A 19855-nucleotide genomic window follows, 5' to 3' on the forward strand; every position below is an offset into this window, starting at 1 on the left:
ATTGCTTGGTGAAATGGGCGGCGCGCTTCAGAGGTGGAAATTGTCGCCCAGGTAGACCTTGCGGACCCGGGCATTGGCCAGGATCTCTTCGGCATTGCCCTCGGCGATGATGTGACCTTCCCCGACGATAAACGCTTTTTCACAGATGTCCAGCGTTTCCCGGACGTTGTGGTCGGTGATCAGCACACCGATGCCGCGATGCCGCAGATGGTTGATGATGTCCTTGATATCGCTGACCGAAATCGGGTCGACCCCGGCGAAAGGTTCGTCCAGCAGGATGAAATCGGGCTCCGTCGACAGTGCCCGGGCGATCTCGACCCGGCGTCTTTCGCCGCCCGACAGCGACTGGCCGAGGCTGGCCCGCAGGTGGGTGAGGTGAAATTCTTCCAGCAACCGGTCACAGTGAGTCTGGCGCTCGTGGGCATTCAGGTCCGGCCGGGTCTCGAGTATCGCCAGCAGGTTGTCCTGGACGCTGAGTTTGCGGAAGATGGAGGCTTCCTGGGGCAGGTAGCCTATGCCCCGGCGGGCGCGTTCATGCATCGGCATGGCAGTGATGTCGGTGCCGTTGAGCACGATCGAGCCCTGTTCGGCCGCGATGATGCCGACGATCATGTAAAAGCAGGTGGTCTTGCCGGCGCCGTTGGGGCCCAGCAGCCCGACCACCTGGCCGCTGCTCAGTTCCAGCGAGACATCGACCACGACCTTGCGGCCGCGGTAGGATTTGGCCAGATTATTCGCTTGGAGTCGTGCCACCGGGCTCCCCGTCGTCGCCTTCCACTGCCCGGGCGGGAATCACGACCTCGACCCGGCTGCCACTGCCGTTTTGACCCGAGTCGGCCTTGACCCGCTGCTCCGCGATCAGGTAATCGATGCGATCACCCGTTACGATGGAGCCCTCCTGTTCGATGCGGGCCTCCCTGTTCAACTGGACGCGCTCCTCTGCCTCGTAGTACTCGATCACCAGGGCGCGGGCATGGATCAACCCCTTGTCGGGCTCGGGTTGCTGTTGCATCCGCGCCGGTGATCCCTCCGCCACGATCCGGTCTGCTGCCTCCGCCTGATGATAGATCGTGATCTTGTCGGCCTCTATGCGCAGGCTGCCCTGTTCCATCCGGACATTGCCGGTATACTCGGTAAACCCCTGCTTCTCATCCCGCAGCGCCTGGTCCGCGGTGATCCTGATCGATTGCTGCCGGTCCTCGGGCAGGGCAGACACGGCCAGTGCCCACAACAGCAGGGCCGCGCCGAGGCAGCGCCCCAGGGCAGCTGCCAGGACAGAACGCCGCTCAGCTGCCGGTTGGGACATATAGGCTCTCCACATTGGGTTGCAGGTGCATGGTTTCACTGCGAAGGTCGACTTCCATGCCGTCGGCCTGCAGCAGGTTTCCCGCCTGCCGGATCGTCACCGGTACCCGGGAGACCGCGGTCTTGTGGCGCAGGTCGACCGTCATCACACGTGTTTCCAGAGTGGCCCCCGCCTGATCGTTGGTCAGCAGCACGTTGCTTCTCAGCACCAGTACCTCCGGCCGATGCCTGAGCCGGCCGCTGTCAGCGGTTGCCGACCAGGTGCGGTCGTTGCCGTCGTGGGAATAGAATCGCGGGCGTTCCAGTTCAGAGACATCGTTGCGGGCAAAGTGTTCCACCCGGTCCGCTTCCATGACTTCGGACAGAGTCCCATCTTCGGCATAGGACCAACTGCGCGAGTGAACCAGATAGCTTTGCACCAGCTCCTCCTGTGTTGCGAGCAGGCGCCGGTCCGGGTTGAGGTCGCCGGTGGCCCCCCAGTAATAGCCGGCTACCAGGGTCACGGTAATCGCGGTCAGGGCCTGCAGTTTACGTGATATCACTGGAAGCCGGCCTCCAGTTGTGGCCAGCTGCCCTGCACCCGCAGCAGCCACTCGCAGGCTTCACGCACCGCGCCGGCGCCGCCCGCGGCGGCGCTGCACCAATGTGCCCGGGCGCGGACGACTGCCGCGGCATCGGCCACGGTCATGCCCAGGCCGGCTGCCTGTATCGCTGCCAGGTCCGGCAGGTCATCGCCCATATAGGCGCACTGCTGCAGCTCCAGCGCGCAGCGCTGGCACAGTTCGCGCAGGGCGGCCAGTTTGTCCTCGCGTCCCTGAATCACCTCGTCTATTCCCAGCTCTGTTGCGCGGCGGGTGACGACGCTGGACTGGCGGCCGGTAATGAGCGCGATGCCGATGCCGGCCTGTTGCAATAGCTTGATCCCCAGCCCATCCTTGATGTTGAAGGCCTTGAGTTCGCTGCCGTCACTGCCGTAGATGACCCGGCCGTCGGTGAGTACGCCGTCGACATCCAGTGCCAGCAGGCGGATGCCGCGGCCGCGCAGGATGACTGCCTCCGTGTCATTCATCTCAGGCAATTCCCGCGTGCAGCAAGCCCATCAGGTGGATGACGCCGGCAATGCGCGCCTCGTCGTCCAGCACAACCAGCGCGCTGATCCGGTTTTCCTCCATTATCCGCAAGGCTTCAGCTGCCAGCATGCCCGGCCGTACGGTCTTGGGATCGCGTGTCATCAGGCTTTCGATCGGGGTCTGCCTGAGGTCGACCGCTTCTTCATCCAGTGCCCGGCGCAGGTCGCCGTCGGTGAAAATACCCACCAGTTCATCGCCTTCGCCGACCACGGTGGTCATGCCCAGCCCCTTGTGGCTGATCTCCAGCAGTGCGCTGCCCAACGCTACTCCGCGGTGGACCCGGGGCACGTCGGCGCCGACTCGCATGACATCTTCCACCTTGAGCAGCAGCTTCTTGCCCAGGGTGCCGCCGGGGTGGGAAAAGGCGAAGTCCTCAGCGCTAAAGCCGCGCGCTTCCAGCAACGCGATCGCCAGCGCGTCGCCCATCACCAGCGCGGTGGTGGTGCTGGATGTGGGCGCCAGGTTCAGCGGGCAGGCTTCGGTGCTGACCCCGGTATCGAGATGGGCATCGGCGGCAGAGGCGAGAACGGAGGTGGAGTCTCCGGTCATGCTGATTAGCGGTACGCCGAGGCGTTTCAACAGCGGCAGCAGGGTAACCAGCTCCGGTGAGCGACCGCTGTTGGACAGTGCGACGACGGCGTCGTCGGCGGTGATCATGCCGATATCGCCGTGGCTGGCCTCGCCGGGGTGAACGAAGAATGAGGGTGTGCCGGTGCTGGCCAGCGTGGCGGCGATCTTGCCGGCGATGTGGCCGGATTTGCCGATGCCGGTGACAATCACCCGGCCGCGGGTGGCCAGCAGAATATCGCAGGCCTGGACGAAGCTGGCGGCAATGCGTCCCTCCAGTGCCGCCACCGCCTCGCATTCCATGCGTATCGTGCGTTGTGCGGAGGCGATATAGCTGTGAGTCTGGGAGTCTGGCATCGTGGCTCAGCGGGTTCGGTACAGCCAGTAATAATACAGGGCGTAGATAGAGAGTAACAGTATGCCCACCGAACGCCCCAGATAGGCGTGGCCTGCACCCCCCGCTTTGCGCCGGAGGCGACCGAACCACAGGGTGGCTGCGAGCAGCACCGTCAGTCCCGTCATTGTCAGGTAGTCCCGGTAGAGTATCAGCGGTTCCAGCGCCTGGGGTTCGATCAGCCCCGGGATGGCCATCACCGCCAGCAGATTGAACAGGTTGGAACCGATCACATTGCCGATGGCGATGTCAGTATGGCCGCGCAGTGCGCTGGCGATGGTTGCGGCCAGCTCCGGCAGACTGGTGCCGATCGCCACCACCGTCAGCCCGATCATCAACTGGGACACGCCCAACTGCAGGGCGATACCGGTGGCTCCCCACACCAGCAGCCGGGAGCTGATTATCAGCAGCACCAGGCCGGCAGCAAAGGTCAGCCAGGCGCGCAGGGGGCTCAGTACCGCCGCAGGGGTGGCCGTGGCTTCCTTCAGCAGGACGCTGTCTCTGCCCTCGTTGCGCACGATCAGGGACATGATGACGCACAGCACTACCACCATGGCGATGCCGTCCACCCGCGACAACACGCCGTCCAGCAACAGCAGGGCTGTGGCCATGGTCACCAGCAGCAGTGCCGGAATTTCCCTGCGCATGCAAGTGGGTTGAACTTTCATCGGGACGATGAGCACGGTCAGCCCGAGCACCAGCCCGACATTGGCGATATTGGAGCCGATGGCATTGCCGATGGCCAGTTCCCCGGCTTCGGTGAGCGCTGCAGTTATGGATACCAGGATTTCCGGTGCCGAGGTGCCGATCGAGACAATGGTGATGCCGATGATGATGGGTGACAGCCCCAGGTTGGCCGCGATCGAGGCCGCTCCCGCGACGAACAGGTCGGCACTCCAGATCAGTACGACGAAGCCGGCCAGGACGGCGATCGCGGCTAACAGCATAAAACCAAAATTCCTGTTAAAGTGCGTGAACGGTCGGGCATTGAACTGCAGCTGCGCTGGCGTTGTCAAAGCGGCAGTCCGCGGCGATCGGGGTGTCGGAAACAGCCGGACCAGAGTATACAGTGCCCGGCATCGCGCGATAGCACATTATTTCAGTTCAAGGATCATGACATGAAGCGATTTTTGCGGTTTGCCGCGACCCTGGCCCTGATGGCTGTGGCGCCGGTAATGATGGCTCAGGACAAGGACGAGCCGGCGGCGCAGCCCGACAGTGCCCACGAGGTGGTGCGGGCGGCCACCGAACAGGTAATGAGCACGGTCGAGGACGCGCAGGAATACGCCGGCGAGAACCCCGAGCGCTTTTATGACGAGCTGCAGGAGATACTCGACCCCGTGGTCGATTTCCGCGGCTTTGCCCGCGGCATCATGGGGCCCTATGCCAGCAGTGACAGATACCGCTCCCTGGATGCCGAGGGCCGGCAGCAGTTGCGCGAGCAGTTGGAGCGTTTTACCGGCGTGATACGGGTGGGTCTGGTACGTACCTACGGCAAGGGCCTGCTGGCCTTTGGTGGCTCGCGCATTGAGGTGCCGCCGCTGTCTGAAGAGGAGGCCGCGCGCTCGCGGGTATCGGTAAAACAGTTTATCCACAGTGATGAGTCCCAGCCCTACGTGCTGGTCTACCACATGGGCCGCGACCGCGACGGCGGCTGGAAGCTTCGCAACCTGGTCATAGAGGATGTCAACCTCGGCGAAATCTATCGCAGTCAGTTTGAGTCCGCTGCCCGCCAGTACGACGGCGATCTGGACAAGGTCATTGACAGCTGGTCCGCAGTGGAGATTGGCGACTGAAAACCGGATCGGCAGCGGCCAGCCTCGCCATGGCGGCGGAATTCTCCTAGAATGCCGGGTTTTTGATTCTCCGGGATCACGGCAAAAGGAGCGAGGCAGATGGATGCGTCAACGGTGAAGGCACTGCTGGAAGCACAGCTTGCGGGTTGCCAGATAGGCGTCGAAGGCGAGGGCAATCGCTACGACATCACGGTCGTGGGCGAGGTGTTCGCCGGCAAACGCCCGGTGCAGCGCCAACAGCTGGTGTACGCGGCGCTCAATGAACAGATAGCCAGTGGCGCCATTCACGCAGTGAATATCCGCACTTTTACCCCCGAGCAATGGCAGTCCCGGGCCTGAGCATTCCGCCACAGTTGGAGCTACAGTGGACAAACTAGTTATTCAGGGCGGGCGGCGTCTCGACGGTGAACTGCGGATTGCCGGCGCCAAGAATGCCGCGCTCCCCATTCTTGCAGCCACATTGCTGACCGCAGAGCCGGTCACGGTATCCAACCTGCCCCATCTGCACGATATCACTACCATGATCGAGCTGCTCGGCTGTCTGGGTGTGCAGCTGACGGTTGATGAGCGGCTGAATATCGAAGTGGACGCCAGCAGGGTCACCGGCTTCTCCGCTCCCTATGAGCTGGTCAAGACCATGCGCGCGTCGATTCTGGTGCTGGGCCCGATGGTGGCCCGCTTCGGCAAGGCCCACGTCTCGTTCCCGGGCGGCTGCGCGATAGGCAGCCGGCCCGTGGACCTGCACCTGAAGGGCCTGGAGGCGATGGGAGCCACTATCTCGGTGGCCGGCGGCTATATCAATGCCGAGGTGCAGGGGCGGCTCAGGGGCGCCCGCATCGTACTGGAGACGGTCACGGTGGGCGGTACCGAGAATCTGATGATGGCGGCGGCGCTGGCGCAGGGGCAGACTGTGATCGAGAACGCGGCGCGCGAGCCGGAAGTGGTGGATCTGGCCCAGTGTCTGCTCGCGATGGGTGCGCGTATCAGCGGCCATGGTACCGATACCATTGTGATCGATGGCGTGGAGCGCCTGCACGGTTGTCACTATGCCGTCATGCCCGACAGAATCGAAACCGGTACCTATCTGGTGGCGGCCGCTGCCACCGGCGGCAGGATCATGTTGAAGGATGCCTGCCCCCAGTACCTGGAAGCGGTATTGCACAAACTGGAGGAAGCGGGCGCGAAAATCACCCAGGGTGCGGACTGGGTGGCGCTGGACATGGCTGGCAAGCGGCCGCGGGCGGTCAGTATCAAGACCGCCCCCTATCCGGGCTTTCCCACCGACATGCAGGCCCAGTTCACCGCGATGAACGCTGTTGCCGAAGGCACTTCCACGGTCACCGAGACCGTGTTCGAGAACCGGCTGATACAGACCCACGAAATGAACCGTATGGGCGCCAATATCGCAATTGAGGGTAACACCGCGATTATCACCGGCCAGGCCGAATTGCAGGGCGCGCCGGTCATGGCCAGTGACCTGCGGGCCTCCGCCAGCCTGGTGATCGCCGCGCTGGTGGCCCGCGGCGAGACCGTGATCGACCGCATCTATCATATTGACCGCGGTTACGAATGTATCGAGGAAAAACTGCAGTTGCTGGGGGCGGACATTCGCCGCCGGGCGGATTGAACCCATGTCCAGACCATTGACCATCGCCCTGACCAAGGGCCGCATTCTGAAGGAAACCCTGCCATTGCTGGCGCGCGCCGGCGTGGAACCGCTGGAAGACATTGACAGCAGCCGCAAGCTGGTTTTTGCCACCAATTACGCCGGTTTGCAGCTGGTCGTGATCCGCGGTACCGATGTGCCCACCTACGTGCGTCACGGCGCGGCCGAGCTTGGCGTCGTGGGCAAGGACATCCTGCTGGAGCACGGTGCCGAGGGCCTGTACGAACCACTGGACCTGGGCATTGCCCGCTGCCGCCTGATGACCGCCGGTCCGGTGGGCTGGCAGGGCAGTGGTGCACGGGTGCGGGTGGCCACCAAGTTTGCCAATATCGCACGGCGTCACTTTGCCACCCGGGGCGTGCATGCGGATGTGATCAAGCTGTACGGCGCAATGGAGCTGGCACCCCTGATGAACCTGGCGGATTTGATCGTCGATATTGTCGATACTGGCAATACGCTGCGCGCCAATGGCATGGAGCCGCTGGACGAGATCGCCTGTATCAGCTCGCGGCTGGTGGTCAACAAGGCGGCCATGCGTTCTCACCACAGCCGCATCCAGCCGTTGATCGAGCGCCTGTCCGCTGTGGTGGCGGAGTCCTGAGATGATGCAGCGCCTGGATACCCGCGATGCTGATTTTGACACCCGGCTGGCGGAGCTTACCGAGTGGGAGGAATCACTGGACCTGACGGTGAACACGGCGGTGGCCGAGATCATTGCCGCTGTGCGCAGCCGTGGCGATGCCGCAGTGCTGGAATACACAGCCCGTTTTGACCGGCAGGAGGCGGCCAGCGTCGCCGACCTGGAGGTGTCCGCGGCCCGCCTGCAGGCAGCACTGCAGCGGATAGGTCCGGAGCCGCGGGCGGCACTGGAACAGGCGGCGGAGCGGGTGCGCGCCTATCATGAGCACCAGCGCCAGCACAGTTGGCAATACCGTGACGCCGAGGGCAACCTGCTGGGCCAGCAGGTCACGCCGTTGGACCGGGTCGGCATCTACGTGCCCGGCGGCAAGGCCAGCTACCCGTCCTCGGTGTTGATGAACGCGCTGCCGGCCAGAGTGGCCGGGTGGGCGAGGTCATCATGGTGGTGCCGGCACCTGGCGGCGAACTCAGTGACATGGTGCTGGCGGCTGCCGCCATCGCCGGGGTCGACCGTGTGTTCACCCTGGGCGGTGCCCAGGCCGTGGCGGCCCTGGCCTTCGGTACCGAAACCGTACCGGCGGTGGACAAGATTGTGGGCCCCGGCAATATCTATGTCGCTGCCGCCAAGCGGCAGGTATTCGGCCGTGTCGGCATAGACATGATTGCCGGACCCTCCGAGATCCTGATCATCTGCGATGGTTCCACCGATCCAGACTGGATAGCGATGGACCTGTTTTCCCAGGCCGAGCACGACGAGAACGCCCAGGCCATCCTGCTGTCGCCGGATGCTGCCTTTCTGGACCGGGTGGCGGCCAGCGTCACTCGTCTGCTGCCCGAGATGGAGCGGGCGGACATCATTCGTGCCTCGCTGGAGGCCCGCGGCGCACTGGTACTGACACGCGACCTGTCCGAGGCGGCAGCAGTCAGCAACCGGCTGGCACCGGAGCACCTGGAGCTGTCAGTGGCCGAGCCGGAGGCGCTGCTGCCGCAGGTACGCCACGCGGGCGCCATCTTCATGGGGCGCTTCACCTCCGAGAGCCTGGGGGACTACTGTGCTGGCCCCAGCCACGTCCTGCCCACCTCCCGCAGCGCACGATTCTTCTCGCCGCTGGGGGTATACGACTTCCAGAAACGCAGTTCGGTGATAATGTGCAGTGAGCAGGGCGTCCAGTCGCTGGGCCGCATCGCCTCGGTGCTGGCCCGCGAGGAGCAGTTTACCGCCCATGCCCGCAGCGCCGAGCTGCGGCTGACAAAACACGAGTCCTGATCCGAAAGGCACTTACTTAAAGTCCGGTTCGGTGTGAGGGTGCTACTTCCGGAGAGCACTTTCGAGACCGTTTGCCGCATGGATGCCCAAAGCACTCGCTGCGCTCGCGGGGCAGGCTCTGCGGCAACCGAGCCCCCATGGAAGGGTTTACGGCGTGTCTCGAAAGTGCTCTCCGGAAGTAGTGACCGGATTATAGGCACCCAATAGCTAAAGTAAGTGCTATTGAGCCCTGATCCCACCGCCTCTCCGAGAGCTAGATCGTGGGAGATTGCCGCAACGTGCCGACAATGGCGGTGAGGTCCACCGACTGCTGGCCCCGCTGCACGGTAATGTCGATATTGTCACCCGGACGCAACTGCGCAATGCGGTGCATGGTGATGCGTCCATCCTCGACCGGCTCGCCATTGATGTGGGTGATGATGTCCCGTACCTGGATACCGGCCCGCTGCGCCGGGCTGTCCTCCGCCACCGAGGTCACTTCCAGCAAGTGAGCCGCCGGCAGTTCATTGTCGACCCGGCGGACCGGCCCCACACTGACCCCCAGCCAGCCGCGAATGACCTCGCCGTAGCGAATCAGGTCGTCCATCACGAACAGCGCCAGATTGGCCGGAATCGCCAGGCTGATGCCGATCCCGGTGGCGCTGCCGCGGCTCTGGTCGCCGCTGGTGTAGATCAGGGTGTTGATGCCCAGCAGCTGCCCCCGGGTGTTGATCAGCGCGCCGCCGGAGTTGCCCAGGTGAATGATCGCATCGGTCTGGATATAGTCTTCGTAGGTGGAGAGTTGCAGACCATAGCGCCCCAGCGCGGACACGATCCCCTGGGTGACCGAGTGGCCGAAACCCAGCGGGTTGCCGATCGCCAGCACCACATCGCCGACCCGCGCGGTATCGGAATCGGCCAGCGCCACCGGCTGCAGTCCGGGCAGGTCCACCTTCAGCACCGCCAGGTCAGTGGCCGGATCGGTGCCGATCACCACTGCGCTGGCCGAGCGGCCATCGTGCAGCAGTACCTGGATGGCATCCGCCTCGTGGATGACATGGTTGTTGGTAAGTATGTGCCCCTCCGGGGTCATGATCACGCCCGAGCCCAGCGAGCGCTCGATGCGCTGGCGCTGTACCGGCGGCGTCTCGAACCGGCGATAGAACTGGTCCTCGCGGAAGAAATTGCGCCGCGTCGGAAGCAATTTGGCCGTATAGATGTTTACCACTGCCGGTGTCGCACTGCGCACGGCATTGGCGTAGCTGGCGGTTTCCGGCACATCGCCGCCACGGTCCGGGGGCGGCAGTACCCAGCGATCCAGGATCAGCAGGGCCGCCAGCAGGCCGGCAATGGCAGGCCAGGTGATGAAGCGCAGGCTTTGTTTCATAATGTGAAGTCGTGTCAGTTCGCGGCTCCATTGTATATGATGGACGCCGCGGCAACAGCCGCAACTGTGGTTTTCACCAGATTTCGGGGACATCCGCCATGCCGGTCGCACGCGACAGTCTGCTGCACTATCTCGATGAAACCCTGCAGACGCAGATATTCCAGGATTACTGTCCCAACGGACTTCAGGTCGAGGGCCGCGACCGGATCTCGCGGCTGGTCACCGGGGTGACGGCCTGCCAGGCGCTGCTGGACGCCGCGGTGGACTGGCAGGCCGATGCCGTGCTGGTGCACCACGGCTACTTCTGGCGCGGCGAGCCGGCCCCGCTGGTGGGGCTCAAGCGGCGCCGGCTGGCGACCCTGCTGCGGCACGACATCAACCTGCTGGCCTATCACCTGCCGCTGGATGCCCATCCCGAGTACGGCAACAATGCCTGCCTGGGACGCTTGCTGGGAATCGAGCAGCAGTTGCCGCTGCATCCCTCCCGCGCCGACAATGTGGGCAACATCGGCAGCCTGGCACAGCCGTTGCCGGCGGCGGAGCTGGTCGCGCGCCTGGCACAGCTGACCGGCCGCGCGCCGCTCCACATCGGTGACGGCGCGCAGCCGGTGCAGCGCATAGCCTGGTGCACCGGCGCGGCCCAATCAATGATCGAGGCTGCGGTCGCGGCCGGGGCCGACCTCTATCTCACCGGGGAGGTCTCGGAGCCCACCGTGCATGTGGCGCGGGAAAGTGGCATCCACTTCGTCGCCGCCGGCCACCACGCGACCGAACGCTACGGCGTCCAGGCCCTGGGCCAGCACCTGGCCGACCGCTACGCCCTGGAACACCGCTTTATCGATATCGACAATCCGGTTTAGTGTTCGGATGGTGCTTACTTTGGCGATTGGATGCCTTTAATCCGGTCACTACTGCCGGAGAGTGCTTTCGAGACACGCCGTGAATCCATCCATGGAGGCTCGGATGCGACATCCCTGTCGCATACGGTCGCGAAAGCACTCTCCGGCAGTAGCGCCCTCACACCGAGCCAGGCCCAGGTAAGTGCCATTCTAGATTGCTGTTCCATAAGGTTGGCTACCAAGGTAGAGACATCGGCGGGGGTGCGGTGTTCAAGACCGTTTGCAGCATGGATGCTGCAACCGAGCCCCCATGGACGGGTTCACGGCGTGTCTTGAACACCGCACCCCGGGCGATGGCTCGGCGGGCGAAGCGCCTGTCTCCCGCTCTGCGCCCCGGCACCGCCTGCCCCATGAGCGCAGCAAGTGTTTTGGGTACGGCGTGTCTTGAACACTGCACCCCGGGTGATGGCTCGGAGGTCGTAGTGCCTGCCTCGCAGCAATGAACCGTCCAGCGTTCGTCAGTCCTCGCTGGCGGCCCTGCCCGCCGCCCGCGACCGCTCCCGGTCGATGCCGAATTCCTCGTTGAGCATGCCCTTTTCCTCCGGCGATGTCTTCGGGGCGTAGTCCAGCGGAGGCTGGATATGGGCCAGATGCGGTGGGATTTCGGCGTCATCACCGCGGCTCTCCAGGCGGCCCAGCGATACCGGGCCACGCTCCTGGCACAGCGTTTCTGCCCCCGAGGCGAGATGGTTATGCACATCCCGGTAGCTGTCTGTCAGGTTGTTGAGCAGGCGCGCAGTCTGGCTGAAGTGCTCGACGACCTCTTCTTCATAGGCGCGCTTGGCCTGAGTGACCTGATCCAGTTTGAGCTCCGATTCCCGCAACCGCTGGCCATCGGCGGACAGGCGTCGCCCCAGCAGGACGCCGGCGCCAATTCCAATCAGTAACGAGATGGCGCCAGTGGCGACCAGAATAGTCAAGCTATACACAGGGGTTCCTCTTTTACGCGGGTTCGAACCTGCGAAGTATACCGCAAACGCCGCCGGACTCTAGGAGGCTGTCGGAATTGCGGGGTGCGCACGGATTGCCAAGATTGCTGGCCATGGTTAGAGTGTGGCCCGATTCTGGCCAAAGTAATGTACGGTACCCTACAGCACAGGAACTCGATTGCATCCTTCCGCGCCTACACCCTGGCAGCGCTATCAGGCTGACCTGCAGCGACCCGATTTCTCCCCTGACCCTGCTCAGGAGGCTGCGGTGCGTCTGCTGCAGGAGCTGTATGAGCGCCTGCTGCAGCGGCGGCAGGCACGGCGCCGTTGGTGGCGCCGGCTGTGGCGGCCTCAGTCCCGGGAGCCTGAGACCGGACTCTATCTCTGGGGTGGGGTGGGCCGCGGCAAGACGTATCTGGTGGATACCTTTTACGAGTGCCTGCCTTTTGAGCGCAAAATGCGCGTACATTTCCACCGCTTCATGCAGCGGGTGCATCGGGATCTGAAGCAGTTGCAGGGGGCAAAGAATCCGCTGCAGAGCGTCGCCGATCAGCTGGCGGCGGAGGCCTGGGTGCTGTGTTTTGATGAGTTTTTTGTGACCGATATTGCCGATGCGATGATTTTGGGAGGGCTGATGGAGGCCTTGTTTGCGCGCGGTGTGACGCTGGTGGCGACTTCGAATATCGAACCGGCACGACTGTACGAAAATGGCCTGCAGCGGCAGCGCTTCCTGCCGGCCATCGCCCTGCTGGAACGCCATACCCGGGTGGTGAATGTGGATGCAGGCGTCGACTACCGGCTGCGCACGCTGGAGCAGGCTGAGCTGTATCACTGGCCGCTGGATGCTTCGGCCGATGCCAGCCTGCGCCGGAGTTTCGAGCAACTGGCGCCACACCCGGGCCTGGCTGGCGCGACGCTGCAGATCAATGGCCGTGAGCTGCGCTGCCGCAGCCTGGCCGACGATGTGGCCTGGTTCGATTTCGAGGAGCTGTGCGCCGGTCCGCGCTCGCAGAACGACTACATCGAACTGGCGCGCATTTTTCACGCGGTGGTGTTGTCGGCGGTACCGGCGTTGGGGGCGGGCAATGACGATGCGGCCCGCCGCTTCGTCAATCTGGTGGATGAATTCTACGATCGCAATGTAAAACTTGTGATGGCAGCTGACAGACCCCTGCCGGCGCTGTATGATGGCGACCGTCTCGCGTTCGAGTTCCAGCGCACCGTGTCCCGCCTGCAGGAAATGCAGTCGCATGAGTATCTGGCCCGGGAACATCGCCCCTGAGGGCCGCACCGGACCCGCCCGACGGGTCCCGGAGGCGGCGAACAATCTTTATGGCAATGCTTGAAAAGCAGGGTGTGAAGCAGTAGTATTCGCGCTCTCGAAATTGGAGCCCTCCAAGAGGCGTTTATTGATGAAAACTTTTAGTGCCAAAGCCCAGGAAGTGACCCACGACTGGTTCGTGGTCGACGCGTCCGAGAAGACCCTGGGGCGCCTGGCCAGCGAAATCGCGCACCGTCTGCGTGGCAAACACAAGGCGGAATACACCCCGCATGTGGATACCGGCGACTACATCGTGGTGATCAATGCCGAGAAGATCCGTGTGACCGGTGCCAAGGCCACCGACAAGATGTATTACCATCACACCGGCTTCATCGGTGGGATCAAGTCAATTTCCTTCGAAAAGCTGATTGACAAGGCACCCGAGCGCGTTTTGCAGGGTGCGGTCAAGGGCATGCTCCCGCGCAATCCGCTGGGCCGTGCCATGTTCAAGAAGTTGAAGGTGTATGCGGGTACAGAGCATCCCCATACTGCGCAACAGCCCCAAGTTCTGAATATCTAACGGATACTATATATGTCAGCAACCCAATATTACGGAACGGGCCGTCGCAAAACCTCGACCGCGCGCGTATTCATCAAGAATGGCGGTGGCACCATCACAGTCAACAAGCGGCCACTGGATCAGTATTTCGGTCGTGAAGTGGCCCGCATGATCGTGCGCCAGCCGCTGGAACTGGTTGAACTGGTCGACAAGTTCGATATCAACGTCACGGTAATCGGTGGCGGCAGCTTTGGCCAGGCCGGCGCGATCCGGCACGGCATTACCCGTGCGCTGATGGATTATGACGAGTCCCTGCGGGGCACCTTGCGCCGCGCCGGTTACGTCACCCGCGATGCCCGCGAGGTCGAACGCAAGAAGGTGGGGCTGCGCAAGGCGCGCAAACGTCCCCAGTACTCCAAGCGCTGATTGCGGTTGGCCTGCCAGCGGGCCGGCCGTCTCTTGTGAAAACGTCCGGTTTGGAGAGCAGGCCGGGCGTTTTTTTGTTATTAAACAAACACTTGGTGTGGCAGTACGGAGGGGCGGGCAGGGCCTTGTCCTTGTCACACAAGGGCAAAGTCATTACTATTTGCAGCATTTTGTGCAAGCAGGTCCCCGCCCTCCAGCGGCGGCTGGTATCGGGCCGGTAATCAGGAGAACAAAGCATGAGTAGCGATGGCGTAAACACCGGCAGGAGACGCTTCCTGACGGCCGCGACAAGCGCGGTGGGTGTTGCTGGGGTGGTGGGACTGGCGGTGCCGTTTGTCGGCTCATGGAATCCCTCGGCCAAGGCCAAGGCGGCAGGCGCGCCGGTGAAGGCGGATATCAGCAAGCTGGAGCCGGGCCAGATGATAGTGGTGGAGTGGCGCGGCAAGCCGGTATATGTGCTGCACCGGACCCCCGATCAGCTCAGCAACCTGGACAGGTTGACCGACCAGCTCAAGGATCCGGCTTCCGAGATCTCGATTCAGCCGGGCTATGTCGAGGGCACCTCCCGCGCCATCCGGCCTGAGATATTTGTCGCTGAAGGCCTGTGCACACACCTGGGCTGTGCGCCCAAATTCCGGCCGGAGGTCGGCGCGGCGGATCTGGGCGGCGACGAGTGGCTGGGGGGTTTTTCTGCCCCTGTCATGGCTCCAAGTTCGATCTCTCCGGACGCGTTTATTCCGGCGTGCCCGCGTCGACGAACCTGGTGGTGCCACCCTATTCCTACGAGAGTGATGTGGTCCTGGTAATTGGCGTGGACGCGGAGGCAGCCTGATGATCAATATGCTTGGGGGATTGCGGGACTGGATTGATGACCGCCTGCCGATCATGCGCGCGTGGAACACCCACATGGCCAAATACTACGCGCCCAAAAACTTCAATTTCTGGTACTTCTTTGGCGTACTGTCGCTGGTTGTGCTGGTCAACCAGCTGCTGACCGGTATCTGGCTCACAATGAACTACACTCCCAGCGCGGAGAATGCATTCGCGTCGGTCGAATACATCATGCGTGATGTCGACTACGGCTGGATGCTGCGCTATATGCATTCCACCGGAGCCTCGGCGTTTTTCGTGGTGGTGTACCTGCACATGTTCCGCGCCCTGATCTACGGGTCCTACCAGAAGCCCCGCGAACTGATCTGGATCTTCGGCATGTTGATCTTCGTGGTGTTGATGGCGGAAGCCTTCGTCGGCTACGTACTGCCATGGGGACAGATGTCGTATTGGGGTGCCCAGGTGATCATTTCGCTGTTCGGCGCCATCCCTGTGGTGGGGAGGATCTGGTGACCTGGATTCGCGGCGACTACCTGATCTCCGGCGTAACACTCAACCGCTTCTTTGCGCTGCATGTGGTCGCGTTGCCGATCGTGCTGCTGGCGCTGGTGGTATTGCACCTGCTGGCGCTGCACGAGGTCGGTTCTAACAATCCCGATGGCGTCGAAATCAAGAAGCACAAGGGGCCGGACGGCGTACCCCTGGACGGTATCCCATTCCATCCCTACTATTCGGTGCACGACCTGCAGGCGATTGCGGTCTTTCTGTTTATTTTCTGCGCAGTCATGTTCTTCCTGCCGGAAATGGGCGGGTATTTCCTGGAATATGCCAACTTCGAGGAGGCCAACTCCCTGAAAACCCCAGACCATATTGCCCCGGTATGGTATTTCACGCCCTTCTATTCGGTGCTGCGGGCAGTCCCTGACAAGTTCTGGGGATTTATCGCCTTTGCCGCTTCGGTCGCCATCCCGTTCATCCTGCCCTGGCTGGATCGGAGTCCCGTCCGGTCCTGGCGTTATCGGGGCAATATCACCAAGGTGATGCTGGTGGTATTTGTCGCCTCCTTCCTGATCCTGGGTGTACTGGGTGTCAAGTCGCCGACGCCGGCGCGGACGTTGCTGGCGCAGATCTGCTCGGTGATCTACTTCGGCTTCTTCCTGCTGATGCCGATCTGGTCATCACTGGACAAGACCAGGCCGGTACCGGAGCGGGTTACGATGAACGGCGGCATTGGCTTCTGGGGCAGCATGGCCGGATTGGCGCTGATTCTGGCACTGACCATTTTGCCGCTGAAGGCGGTGGGTGCCGAGTCCGCCTATGATTGCGGCAGCATGCCCTGTGACGAGTTCGCCGCCGACCCGGCAGACAAGGCCTCCCTGCAAAACGGTGCCAAGTTGTACATGAACTACTGCATGGGCTGTCATTCCCTGCAGTACTCGCGCTACAACCGGGTCGCCGCAGACCTCGGTATTCCACAGGACCTGTTCGAAGACAACCTGATTTTTGATCCGGAGGTACGGATTGGCTCGCTGATGAAAAACGCGATGCCCAAGGCCGACGCCAAGATCTGGTTCGGCGTTGCGCCCCCGGATCTGACCCTGGTTGCACGCGCCCGCCAACCCGACTGGCTCTATACTTACCTGCGTACGTTTTACCGCGACGATACCCGGCCCTACGGGGTCAACAACAAGGTGTTCAAGGACGTGGGCATGCCCCATGCACTGCTGGAACTGCAGGGCATGCAGGAATGTGCGATGGGACCGTCAATGGCGGCCAACGGTGGCGTCAAGCGGGATCCACTTAGCGGCGAGAGCATCATGGACGAACCCTGTGGCCGTCTGGTTCTGGCCGAGGAAGGGGCGATGACGCCGGAGGAGTTTGACGATGCCAGTTATGATCTGGTCAACTTCCTGGCTTACACTGCTGAGCCCATGGCCTCGGATCGCAAGCGTATCGGCGTGTTCGTGTTGTTGTTCCTGGCCCTGTTTTTCGTATTTGCCTGGTTGCTCAACCGCGAATACTGGAAAGACGTACACTGATTATCCTGAAACCGGCTGCGGTTTGACCGCCATGCCCCGGAGGCGACTGTACTGACATGAAACGAGCTGAGGAAAACCCGATGGGTGTGGTGGCAAAACGGTCGTCAATGACCTTCTTTTCTGACAGCACCAGTCAGTACAGTCACCGGGTGCGCATCGTGCTGGCCGAAAAAGGTGTCACGGTCGACATGATCGAGGCCGACAGCGCGCATCCTCCGGCCGAACTTGCCGACCTGAATCCCTACAACTCCCTGCCCACTCTGGTGGACCGGGACCTGGTGTTGTACGAATCCAAGGTCATGATGGAGTATCTCGACGAGCGCTTCCCCCATCCGCCGCTGCTGCCTGTCTACCCGGTGGCACGGGCCGAGAGCCGGCTCTACATCCACCGGATCGAGAAGGACTGGTGTACGCTGGTGGATTCCATTTTACACTCACGCAGTGACAACGTGATCAGCAAGGCCACCAAGGAACTGCGCGAAGGCATTGTCGGCATCGCCCCCATCTTCGGTGAGAAGCCGTTTTTCATGAGCGAGGAGTTCACCCTGGTGGACTGCTGCCTGGCTCCGGTGCTGTGGCGCCTGCCCGCGCTGGGTGTCGACATCCGCCCCGGCAAGCAGACCAAGCCCTTGCTGGCTTACATGGACAGCCTGTTCAACCGGGAATCTTTTCAGGAGAGCCTGTCCGAGCAGGAACGCGAGATGCGCCTGTAGGCGCCAAGGCCAACTTCCGTCATGAGCTCTACCGTAGTAACCATGAGTGCCAGCCGCCCCTACATCATGCGGGCCCTGTACGAATGGATAGTGGACAATGAATGTACGCCCTATCTGCTGGTGGATGCCACTCGTCCCGGGGTGGAGGTTCCGCGCCAGTTCATCAAGGATGGCCAGATTGTGCTCAATATCAGTCCCAGCGCGGTGATCGACCTGCACATCGGCAATGAGTGGGTGAGCTTCAATGGCCGCTTTGGCGGTATGCCCACCGACATTCTGGTGCCTGTGGGCGGCATCATCGGCATCTATGCGCGCGAGAACGGCCAGGGCATGGTGTTCGAGCCGGAAGACCCGCCCGAAGGTCCCGATACGCCGACCGGCGGTAGCGGGGCGGAGAGCGGTGGCTCCTCCAGGCAGGAGCCGCGGCCGAGCCTGAAGATCGTCAAATAAAGGCGCGGATTACCGGCTTCAGGTGGGCACGATTTCAAACAGTTGCACCACCCGCTTCACGCCCGTTACGCTCGCCGCGACATCCGCGATGCGGTTGGCCTCCTCCTGCTTTACCAGTCCCATCAGGTAGACCACGCCGTTCTCAGTCACCACCTTGGTTCGCACCCCTGGTGTGTCGACGTTGCCCAGCAGCCAGGCCTTGATCTTGGTAGTAATCCAGGCGTCGCTGGTGCGCACCAGGGCCGGCGTGGGTACGCCGATTTCCAGCTCATTGTAAATGCGGCGCACGCCGCGAATCTTGCGCACCTCCTCGGCCGCTGCCGTTTTCAGTGCGGCATCCTCCACCTGGCCGGCCAGCAGCACAAAGCCGTTGTAACTGACCGCCACCAGGTGGGCCTCGTCAAAACGCTTGTCGGCGGCGTGAATATTGACGATGGACTTGATCTCGATGCTCTCGTCCTCGAGGCGCTGTGCCATCGTCCGCTTGGCCGGATCATCTTTTATCGGATTGGCTTCTACCGTGGCCAGCATACTGCCGCAACCGCTTGCCAGAACGCTGCAGCACAGGAGGAGGGGGACAGCCAGTTTTTTCATGATGTAGTTCCGTTGTAGTTGCCAAAGAGGTTGCGGTCTATCAACTGGCAGAGCAGATGAATGACCATGGTGTGCAGTTCAACGACTCCGGGTTGGCGTTCGGCGCCACTGACGATTTCGACGTCATCGGCGCGCAGCAGCTCCCCCAGCTCCCGATCCGCGGGGTTGGACAGCGCCACCACGGCCATGTTCCGCTCCCGGGCCGCCTGCGCAGCCCGCAGCAGGTTGCCGGCGCTGGCGCCGCTGCTGATACAGACCAGCACATCGCCGGGCTGTCCCAGGGCCCGCACCTGGCGGGAAAATATATCATTGAATCCCTGTAATGTGGCTATCGCGGTGAGACTGCCGCTGTCGCAACCCAGTACCAGCGCCGGCAGGGCGGGACGGTCCCGTTCGAAACAGCCCAACAGATTGCTGCTCAGCAGCTGGGCCAGGCTGGCATCGACCCCGTTGCCGCAGATGACGATCTTGCCTTCCTGCAGCAGGCAGCCGGTCATCAGGCTGACCGCCCGCACAATGGGTGCGGCCAGATCGTCCACGGCCATTGCTACCGTCTCGATAACGCGCTGAAAGCTGGCCGCAATGATCTGGTAGTCGTCGTTCATCTGTCGGTTCCATCAGACTCTGGTCAGGCCGTGAATGCGCTGCGAATCCAGAGTGGTTCCCTGTCCGCTGCGGATTGTCGCGGTTCGAAGGCAATCACGTCAAATCGGCAGGGCCGATGTCTGCAGGCCGGCTCTGCGCGCAGGAAGCAGGCCGCGGCGCCCAGCAACCTGCGCTGCTTGCGCCGGTCGACTGAGGCGGCAGCGCCGGCAAAGCGGGGGTTGCCACGCGAGCGTACCTCGATGAACACCAGGCATTCCCCGTCCAGTGCAATAATGTCGATTTCCCCCACCTTGCAGCGGAAATTGCGCAGCAATACCTGCCAGCCGCGCTGCTGTACCCATGCTGCGGCCCGGTTCTCGAACCCTGCTCCCTGCATCGACATCGCTGCGTCCCCGTGGCTGCATGACCAGGGCGCCAG

21 protein-coding genes and 3 pseudogenes are annotated in these 19855 nt (G+C 62.7%); 13 read left to right on the forward strand and 11 right to left on the reverse strand.

Annotated features, from left to right (window positions below; translation table 11 throughout):
* Window positions 1-27 precede the first annotated feature (27 nt).
* The 6 genes from lptB to G3T16_RS21225 are packed head-to-tail and all read right to left on the reverse strand — an operon-like array spanning window position 28 to window position 4343.
* Window positions 28-753, reverse strand: coding sequence for an LPS export ABC transporter ATP-binding protein (gene lptB / locus G3T16_RS15485; RefSeq protein WP_163496022.1), 726 nt, complete (start codon window positions 751-753; stop codon window positions 28-30).
* Window positions 731-1306 (reverse strand): lipopolysaccharide transport periplasmic protein LptA, encoded by a 576-nt coding sequence (gene lptA, locus G3T16_RS15490; RefSeq protein WP_163496023.1) that lies wholly within the window; start codon window positions 1304-1306, stop codon window positions 731-733. The genes lptB and lptA overlap by 23 nt, the downstream gene beginning before the upstream one ends.
* On the reverse strand, window positions 1287-1847 hold the full coding sequence (gene lptC / locus G3T16_RS15495; protein WP_163496024.1) for an LPS export ABC transporter periplasmic protein LptC: 561 nt from the start codon (window positions 1845-1847) through the stop codon (window positions 1287-1289). Before lptC ends, lptA begins: the two co-directional genes overlap by 20 nt.
* The gene (locus tag G3T16_RS15500; protein WP_163496025.1) at window positions 1844-2374 is read right to left on the reverse strand and encodes a KdsC family phosphatase; all 531 of its coding nucleotides are present in this window, start codon (window positions 2372-2374) and stop codon (window positions 1844-1846) included. Before G3T16_RS15500 ends, lptC begins: the two co-directional genes overlap by 4 nt.
* Before the next feature lies 1 nt (window position 2375).
* The gene (locus tag G3T16_RS21220; protein ID WP_232059111.1) at window positions 2376-3359 is read right to left on the reverse strand and encodes a KpsF/GutQ family sugar-phosphate isomerase; all 984 of its coding nucleotides are present in this window, start codon (window positions 3357-3359) and stop codon (window positions 2376-2378) included.
* 6 nt (window positions 3360-3365) lie between these two features.
* On the reverse strand, window positions 3366-4343 hold the full coding sequence (locus tag G3T16_RS21225) for a calcium/sodium antiporter (RefSeq protein WP_197911702.1): 978 nt from the start codon (window positions 4341-4343) through the stop codon (window positions 3366-3368).
* Window positions 4344-4514: 171 nt separating this feature from the next.
* Between G3T16_RS21225 and G3T16_RS15510 the strand changes: the two genes are divergently transcribed.
* The 5 genes and pseudogenes from G3T16_RS15510 to hisD all read left to right on the forward strand — a co-directional run bounded on the left by G3T16_RS15510 (window position 4515) and on the right by hisD (window position 8764).
* On the forward strand, window positions 4515-5192 hold the full coding sequence (locus tag G3T16_RS15510) for a Tgt2/MlaC family protein (RefSeq protein WP_163496026.1): 678 nt from the start codon (window positions 4515-4517) through the stop codon (window positions 5190-5192).
* A 99-nt stretch (window positions 5193-5291) separates the two neighbouring features.
* Window positions 5292-5531 carry a BolA family protein gene (locus tag G3T16_RS15515; protein ID WP_163496027.1) on the forward strand — a complete coding sequence of 80 codons (240 nt, stop codon included), beginning with the start codon at window positions 5292-5294 and terminating at the stop codon, window positions 5529-5531.
* A 25-nt stretch (window positions 5532-5556) separates the two neighbouring features.
* Window positions 5557-6819, forward strand: coding sequence for a UDP-N-acetylglucosamine 1-carboxyvinyltransferase (gene murA / locus G3T16_RS15520; protein ID WP_163496028.1), 1263 nt, complete (start codon window positions 5557-5559; stop codon window positions 6817-6819).
* A 4-nt stretch (window positions 6820-6823) separates the two neighbouring features.
* Window positions 6824-7459, forward strand: coding sequence for an ATP phosphoribosyltransferase (hisG, locus tag G3T16_RS15525; protein ID WP_163496029.1), 636 nt, complete (start codon window positions 6824-6826; stop codon window positions 7457-7459).
* 1 nt (window position 7460) lies between these two features.
* Window positions 7461-8764, forward strand: a pseudogene (gene hisD, locus G3T16_RS15530) (histidinol dehydrogenase).
* A gap of 253 nt (window positions 8765-9017) precedes the next feature.
* Here hisD and G3T16_RS15535 read toward each other — a convergent pair.
* Window positions 9018-10130: a S1C family serine protease gene (locus G3T16_RS15535; protein ID WP_163496030.1), complete on the reverse strand. Its 1113-nt coding sequence runs from the start codon at window positions 10128-10130 to the stop codon at window positions 9018-9020.
* Window positions 10131-10228: 98 nt separating this feature from the next.
* Here G3T16_RS15535 and G3T16_RS15540 point away from each other — a divergent pair, with 98 nt between their 5' ends.
* Complete coding sequence (locus G3T16_RS15540) at window positions 10229-10990, forward strand: Nif3-like dinuclear metal center hexameric protein (RefSeq protein WP_163496031.1); 762 nt, start codon at window positions 10229-10231, stop codon at window positions 10988-10990.
* A gap of 497 nt (window positions 10991-11487) precedes the next feature.
* Here the strand turns inward: G3T16_RS15540 and G3T16_RS15545 are convergent, their stop codons facing one another.
* Entirely contained in the window at window positions 11488-11958 is a 471-nt protein-coding gene (locus G3T16_RS15545) for a YhcB family protein (RefSeq protein WP_163496032.1), read from the reverse strand.
* A 178-nt stretch (window positions 11959-12136) separates the two neighbouring features.
* Here G3T16_RS15545 and zapE point away from each other — a divergent pair, with 178 nt between their 5' ends.
* The 7 genes and pseudogenes from zapE to G3T16_RS15580 all read left to right on the forward strand — a co-directional run bounded on the left by zapE (window position 12137) and on the right by G3T16_RS15580 (window position 18237).
* Window positions 12137-13240 (forward strand): cell division protein ZapE, encoded by a 1104-nt coding sequence (zapE, locus tag G3T16_RS15550; protein WP_163496033.1) that lies wholly within the window; start codon window positions 12137-12139, stop codon window positions 13238-13240.
* A gap of 130 nt (window positions 13241-13370) precedes the next feature.
* Window positions 13371-13799 carry a 50S ribosomal protein L13 gene (rplM, locus tag G3T16_RS15555; protein WP_163496034.1) on the forward strand — a complete coding sequence of 143 codons (429 nt, stop codon included), beginning with the start codon at window positions 13371-13373 and terminating at the stop codon, window positions 13797-13799.
* Between the two features lie 12 nt (window positions 13800-13811).
* Window positions 13812-14204 (forward strand): 30S ribosomal protein S9, encoded by a 393-nt coding sequence (gene rpsI / locus G3T16_RS15560; RefSeq protein ID WP_163496035.1) that lies wholly within the window; start codon window positions 13812-13814, stop codon window positions 14202-14204.
* Window positions 14205-14440: 236 nt separating this feature from the next.
* A pseudogene (petA, locus tag G3T16_RS15565) lies at window positions 14441-15036 on the forward strand (ubiquinol-cytochrome c reductase iron-sulfur subunit).
* A pseudogene (locus tag G3T16_RS15570) lies at window positions 15036-17074 on the forward strand (ubiquinol-cytochrome c reductase). Before petA ends, G3T16_RS15570 begins: the two co-directional pseudogenes overlap by 1 nt.
* A gap of 80 nt (window positions 17075-17154) precedes the next feature.
* Complete coding sequence (locus G3T16_RS15575) at window positions 17155-17787, forward strand: glutathione S-transferase N-terminal domain-containing protein (RefSeq protein ID WP_163497137.1); 633 nt, start codon at window positions 17155-17157, stop codon at window positions 17785-17787.
* Window positions 17788-17808: 21 nt separating this feature from the next.
* Window positions 17809-18237 carry a ClpXP protease specificity-enhancing factor gene (locus G3T16_RS15580; RefSeq protein WP_232059112.1) on the forward strand — a complete coding sequence of 143 codons (429 nt, stop codon included), beginning with the start codon at window positions 17809-17811 and terminating at the stop codon, window positions 18235-18237.
* Between the two features lie 18 nt (window positions 18238-18255).
* On the opposite strand, the gene G3T16_RS15585 is transcribed toward G3T16_RS15580, so the two are convergent.
* From G3T16_RS15585 to G3T16_RS15595, 3 genes are read right to left on the reverse strand one after another with little or no spacing between them, the layout of a single operon-like run.
* Entirely contained in the window at window positions 18256-18831 is a 576-nt protein-coding gene (locus G3T16_RS15585) for a BON domain-containing protein (protein ID WP_163496036.1), read from the reverse strand.
* Window positions 18828-19436 carry a D-sedoheptulose-7-phosphate isomerase gene (locus G3T16_RS15590; protein ID WP_163496037.1) on the reverse strand — a complete coding sequence of 203 codons (609 nt, stop codon included), beginning with the start codon at window positions 19434-19436 and terminating at the stop codon, window positions 18828-18830. The genes G3T16_RS15585 and G3T16_RS15590 overlap by 4 nt, the downstream gene beginning before the upstream one ends.
* 23 nt (window positions 19437-19459) lie before the next feature.
* Window positions 19460-19819: a YraN family protein gene (locus G3T16_RS15595; protein ID WP_163496038.1), complete on the reverse strand. Its 360-nt coding sequence runs from the start codon at window positions 19817-19819 to the stop codon at window positions 19460-19462.
* Window positions 19820-19855: the final 36 nt, after the last annotated feature.

It is taken from the genome of Kineobactrum salinum, from assembly GCF_010669285.1.
GTDB classification, from domain to species: domain Bacteria; phylum Pseudomonadota; class Gammaproteobacteria; order Pseudomonadales; family Halieaceae; genus Kineobactrum; species Kineobactrum salinum.

Excerpts from the sequence above, each read along its gene's own strand:
- lptA (WP_163496023.1), bottom strand. The coding sequence starts at position 1,306 with ATGTCCCAACCGGCAGCTGAGCGGCGTTCTGTCCTGGCAGCTGCCCTG.
- G3T16_RS15590 (WP_163496037.1), bottom strand. The coding sequence starts at position 19,436 with ATGAACGACGACTACCAGATCATTGCGGCCAGCTTTCAGCGCGTTATC.
- rplM (WP_163496034.1), top strand. The coding sequence starts at position 13,371 with ATGAAAACTTTTAGTGCCAAAGCCCAGGAAGTGACCCACGACTGGTTC.
- G3T16_RS15575 (WP_163497137.1), top strand. The coding sequence starts at position 17,155 with ATGGGTGTGGTGGCAAAACGGTCGTCAATGACCTTCTTTTCTGACAGC.
- G3T16_RS21225 (WP_197911702.1), bottom strand. The coding sequence starts at position 4,343 with ATGCTGTTAGCCGCGATCGCCGTCCTGGCCGGCTTCGTCGTACTGATC.
- G3T16_RS21220 (WP_232059111.1), bottom strand. The coding sequence starts at position 3,359 with ATGCCAGACTCCCAGACTCACAGCTATATCGCCTCCGCACAACGCACG.
- G3T16_RS15585 (WP_163496036.1), bottom strand. The coding sequence starts at position 18,831 with ATGAAAAAACTGGCTGTCCCCCTCCTCCTGTGCTGCAGCGTTCTGGCA.
- G3T16_RS15500 (WP_163496025.1), bottom strand. The coding sequence starts at position 2,374 with ATGAATGACACGGAGGCAGTCATCCTGCGCGGCCGCGGCATCCGCCTG.
- G3T16_RS15510 (WP_163496026.1), top strand. The coding sequence starts at position 4,515 with ATGAAGCGATTTTTGCGGTTTGCCGCGACCCTGGCCCTGATGGCTGTG.
- hisG (WP_163496029.1), top strand. The coding sequence starts at position 6,824 with ATGTCCAGACCATTGACCATCGCCCTGACCAAGGGCCGCATTCTGAAG.
- G3T16_RS15515 (WP_163496027.1), top strand. The coding sequence starts at position 5,292 with ATGGATGCGTCAACGGTGAAGGCACTGCTGGAAGCACAGCTTGCGGGT.
- G3T16_RS15580 (WP_232059112.1), top strand. The coding sequence starts at position 17,809 with ATGAGCTCTACCGTAGTAACCATGAGTGCCAGCCGCCCCTACATCATG.
- G3T16_RS15540 (WP_163496031.1), top strand. The coding sequence starts at position 10,229 with ATGCCGGTCGCACGCGACAGTCTGCTGCACTATCTCGATGAAACCCTG.
- G3T16_RS15595 (WP_163496038.1), bottom strand. The coding sequence starts at position 19,819 with ATGTCGATGCAGGGAGCAGGGTTCGAGAACCGGGCCGCAGCATGGGTA.
- rpsI (WP_163496035.1), top strand. The coding sequence starts at position 13,812 with ATGTCAGCAACCCAATATTACGGAACGGGCCGTCGCAAAACCTCGACC.
- G3T16_RS15535 (WP_163496030.1), bottom strand. The coding sequence starts at position 10,130 with ATGAAACAAAGCCTGCGCTTCATCACCTGGCCTGCCATTGCCGGCCTG.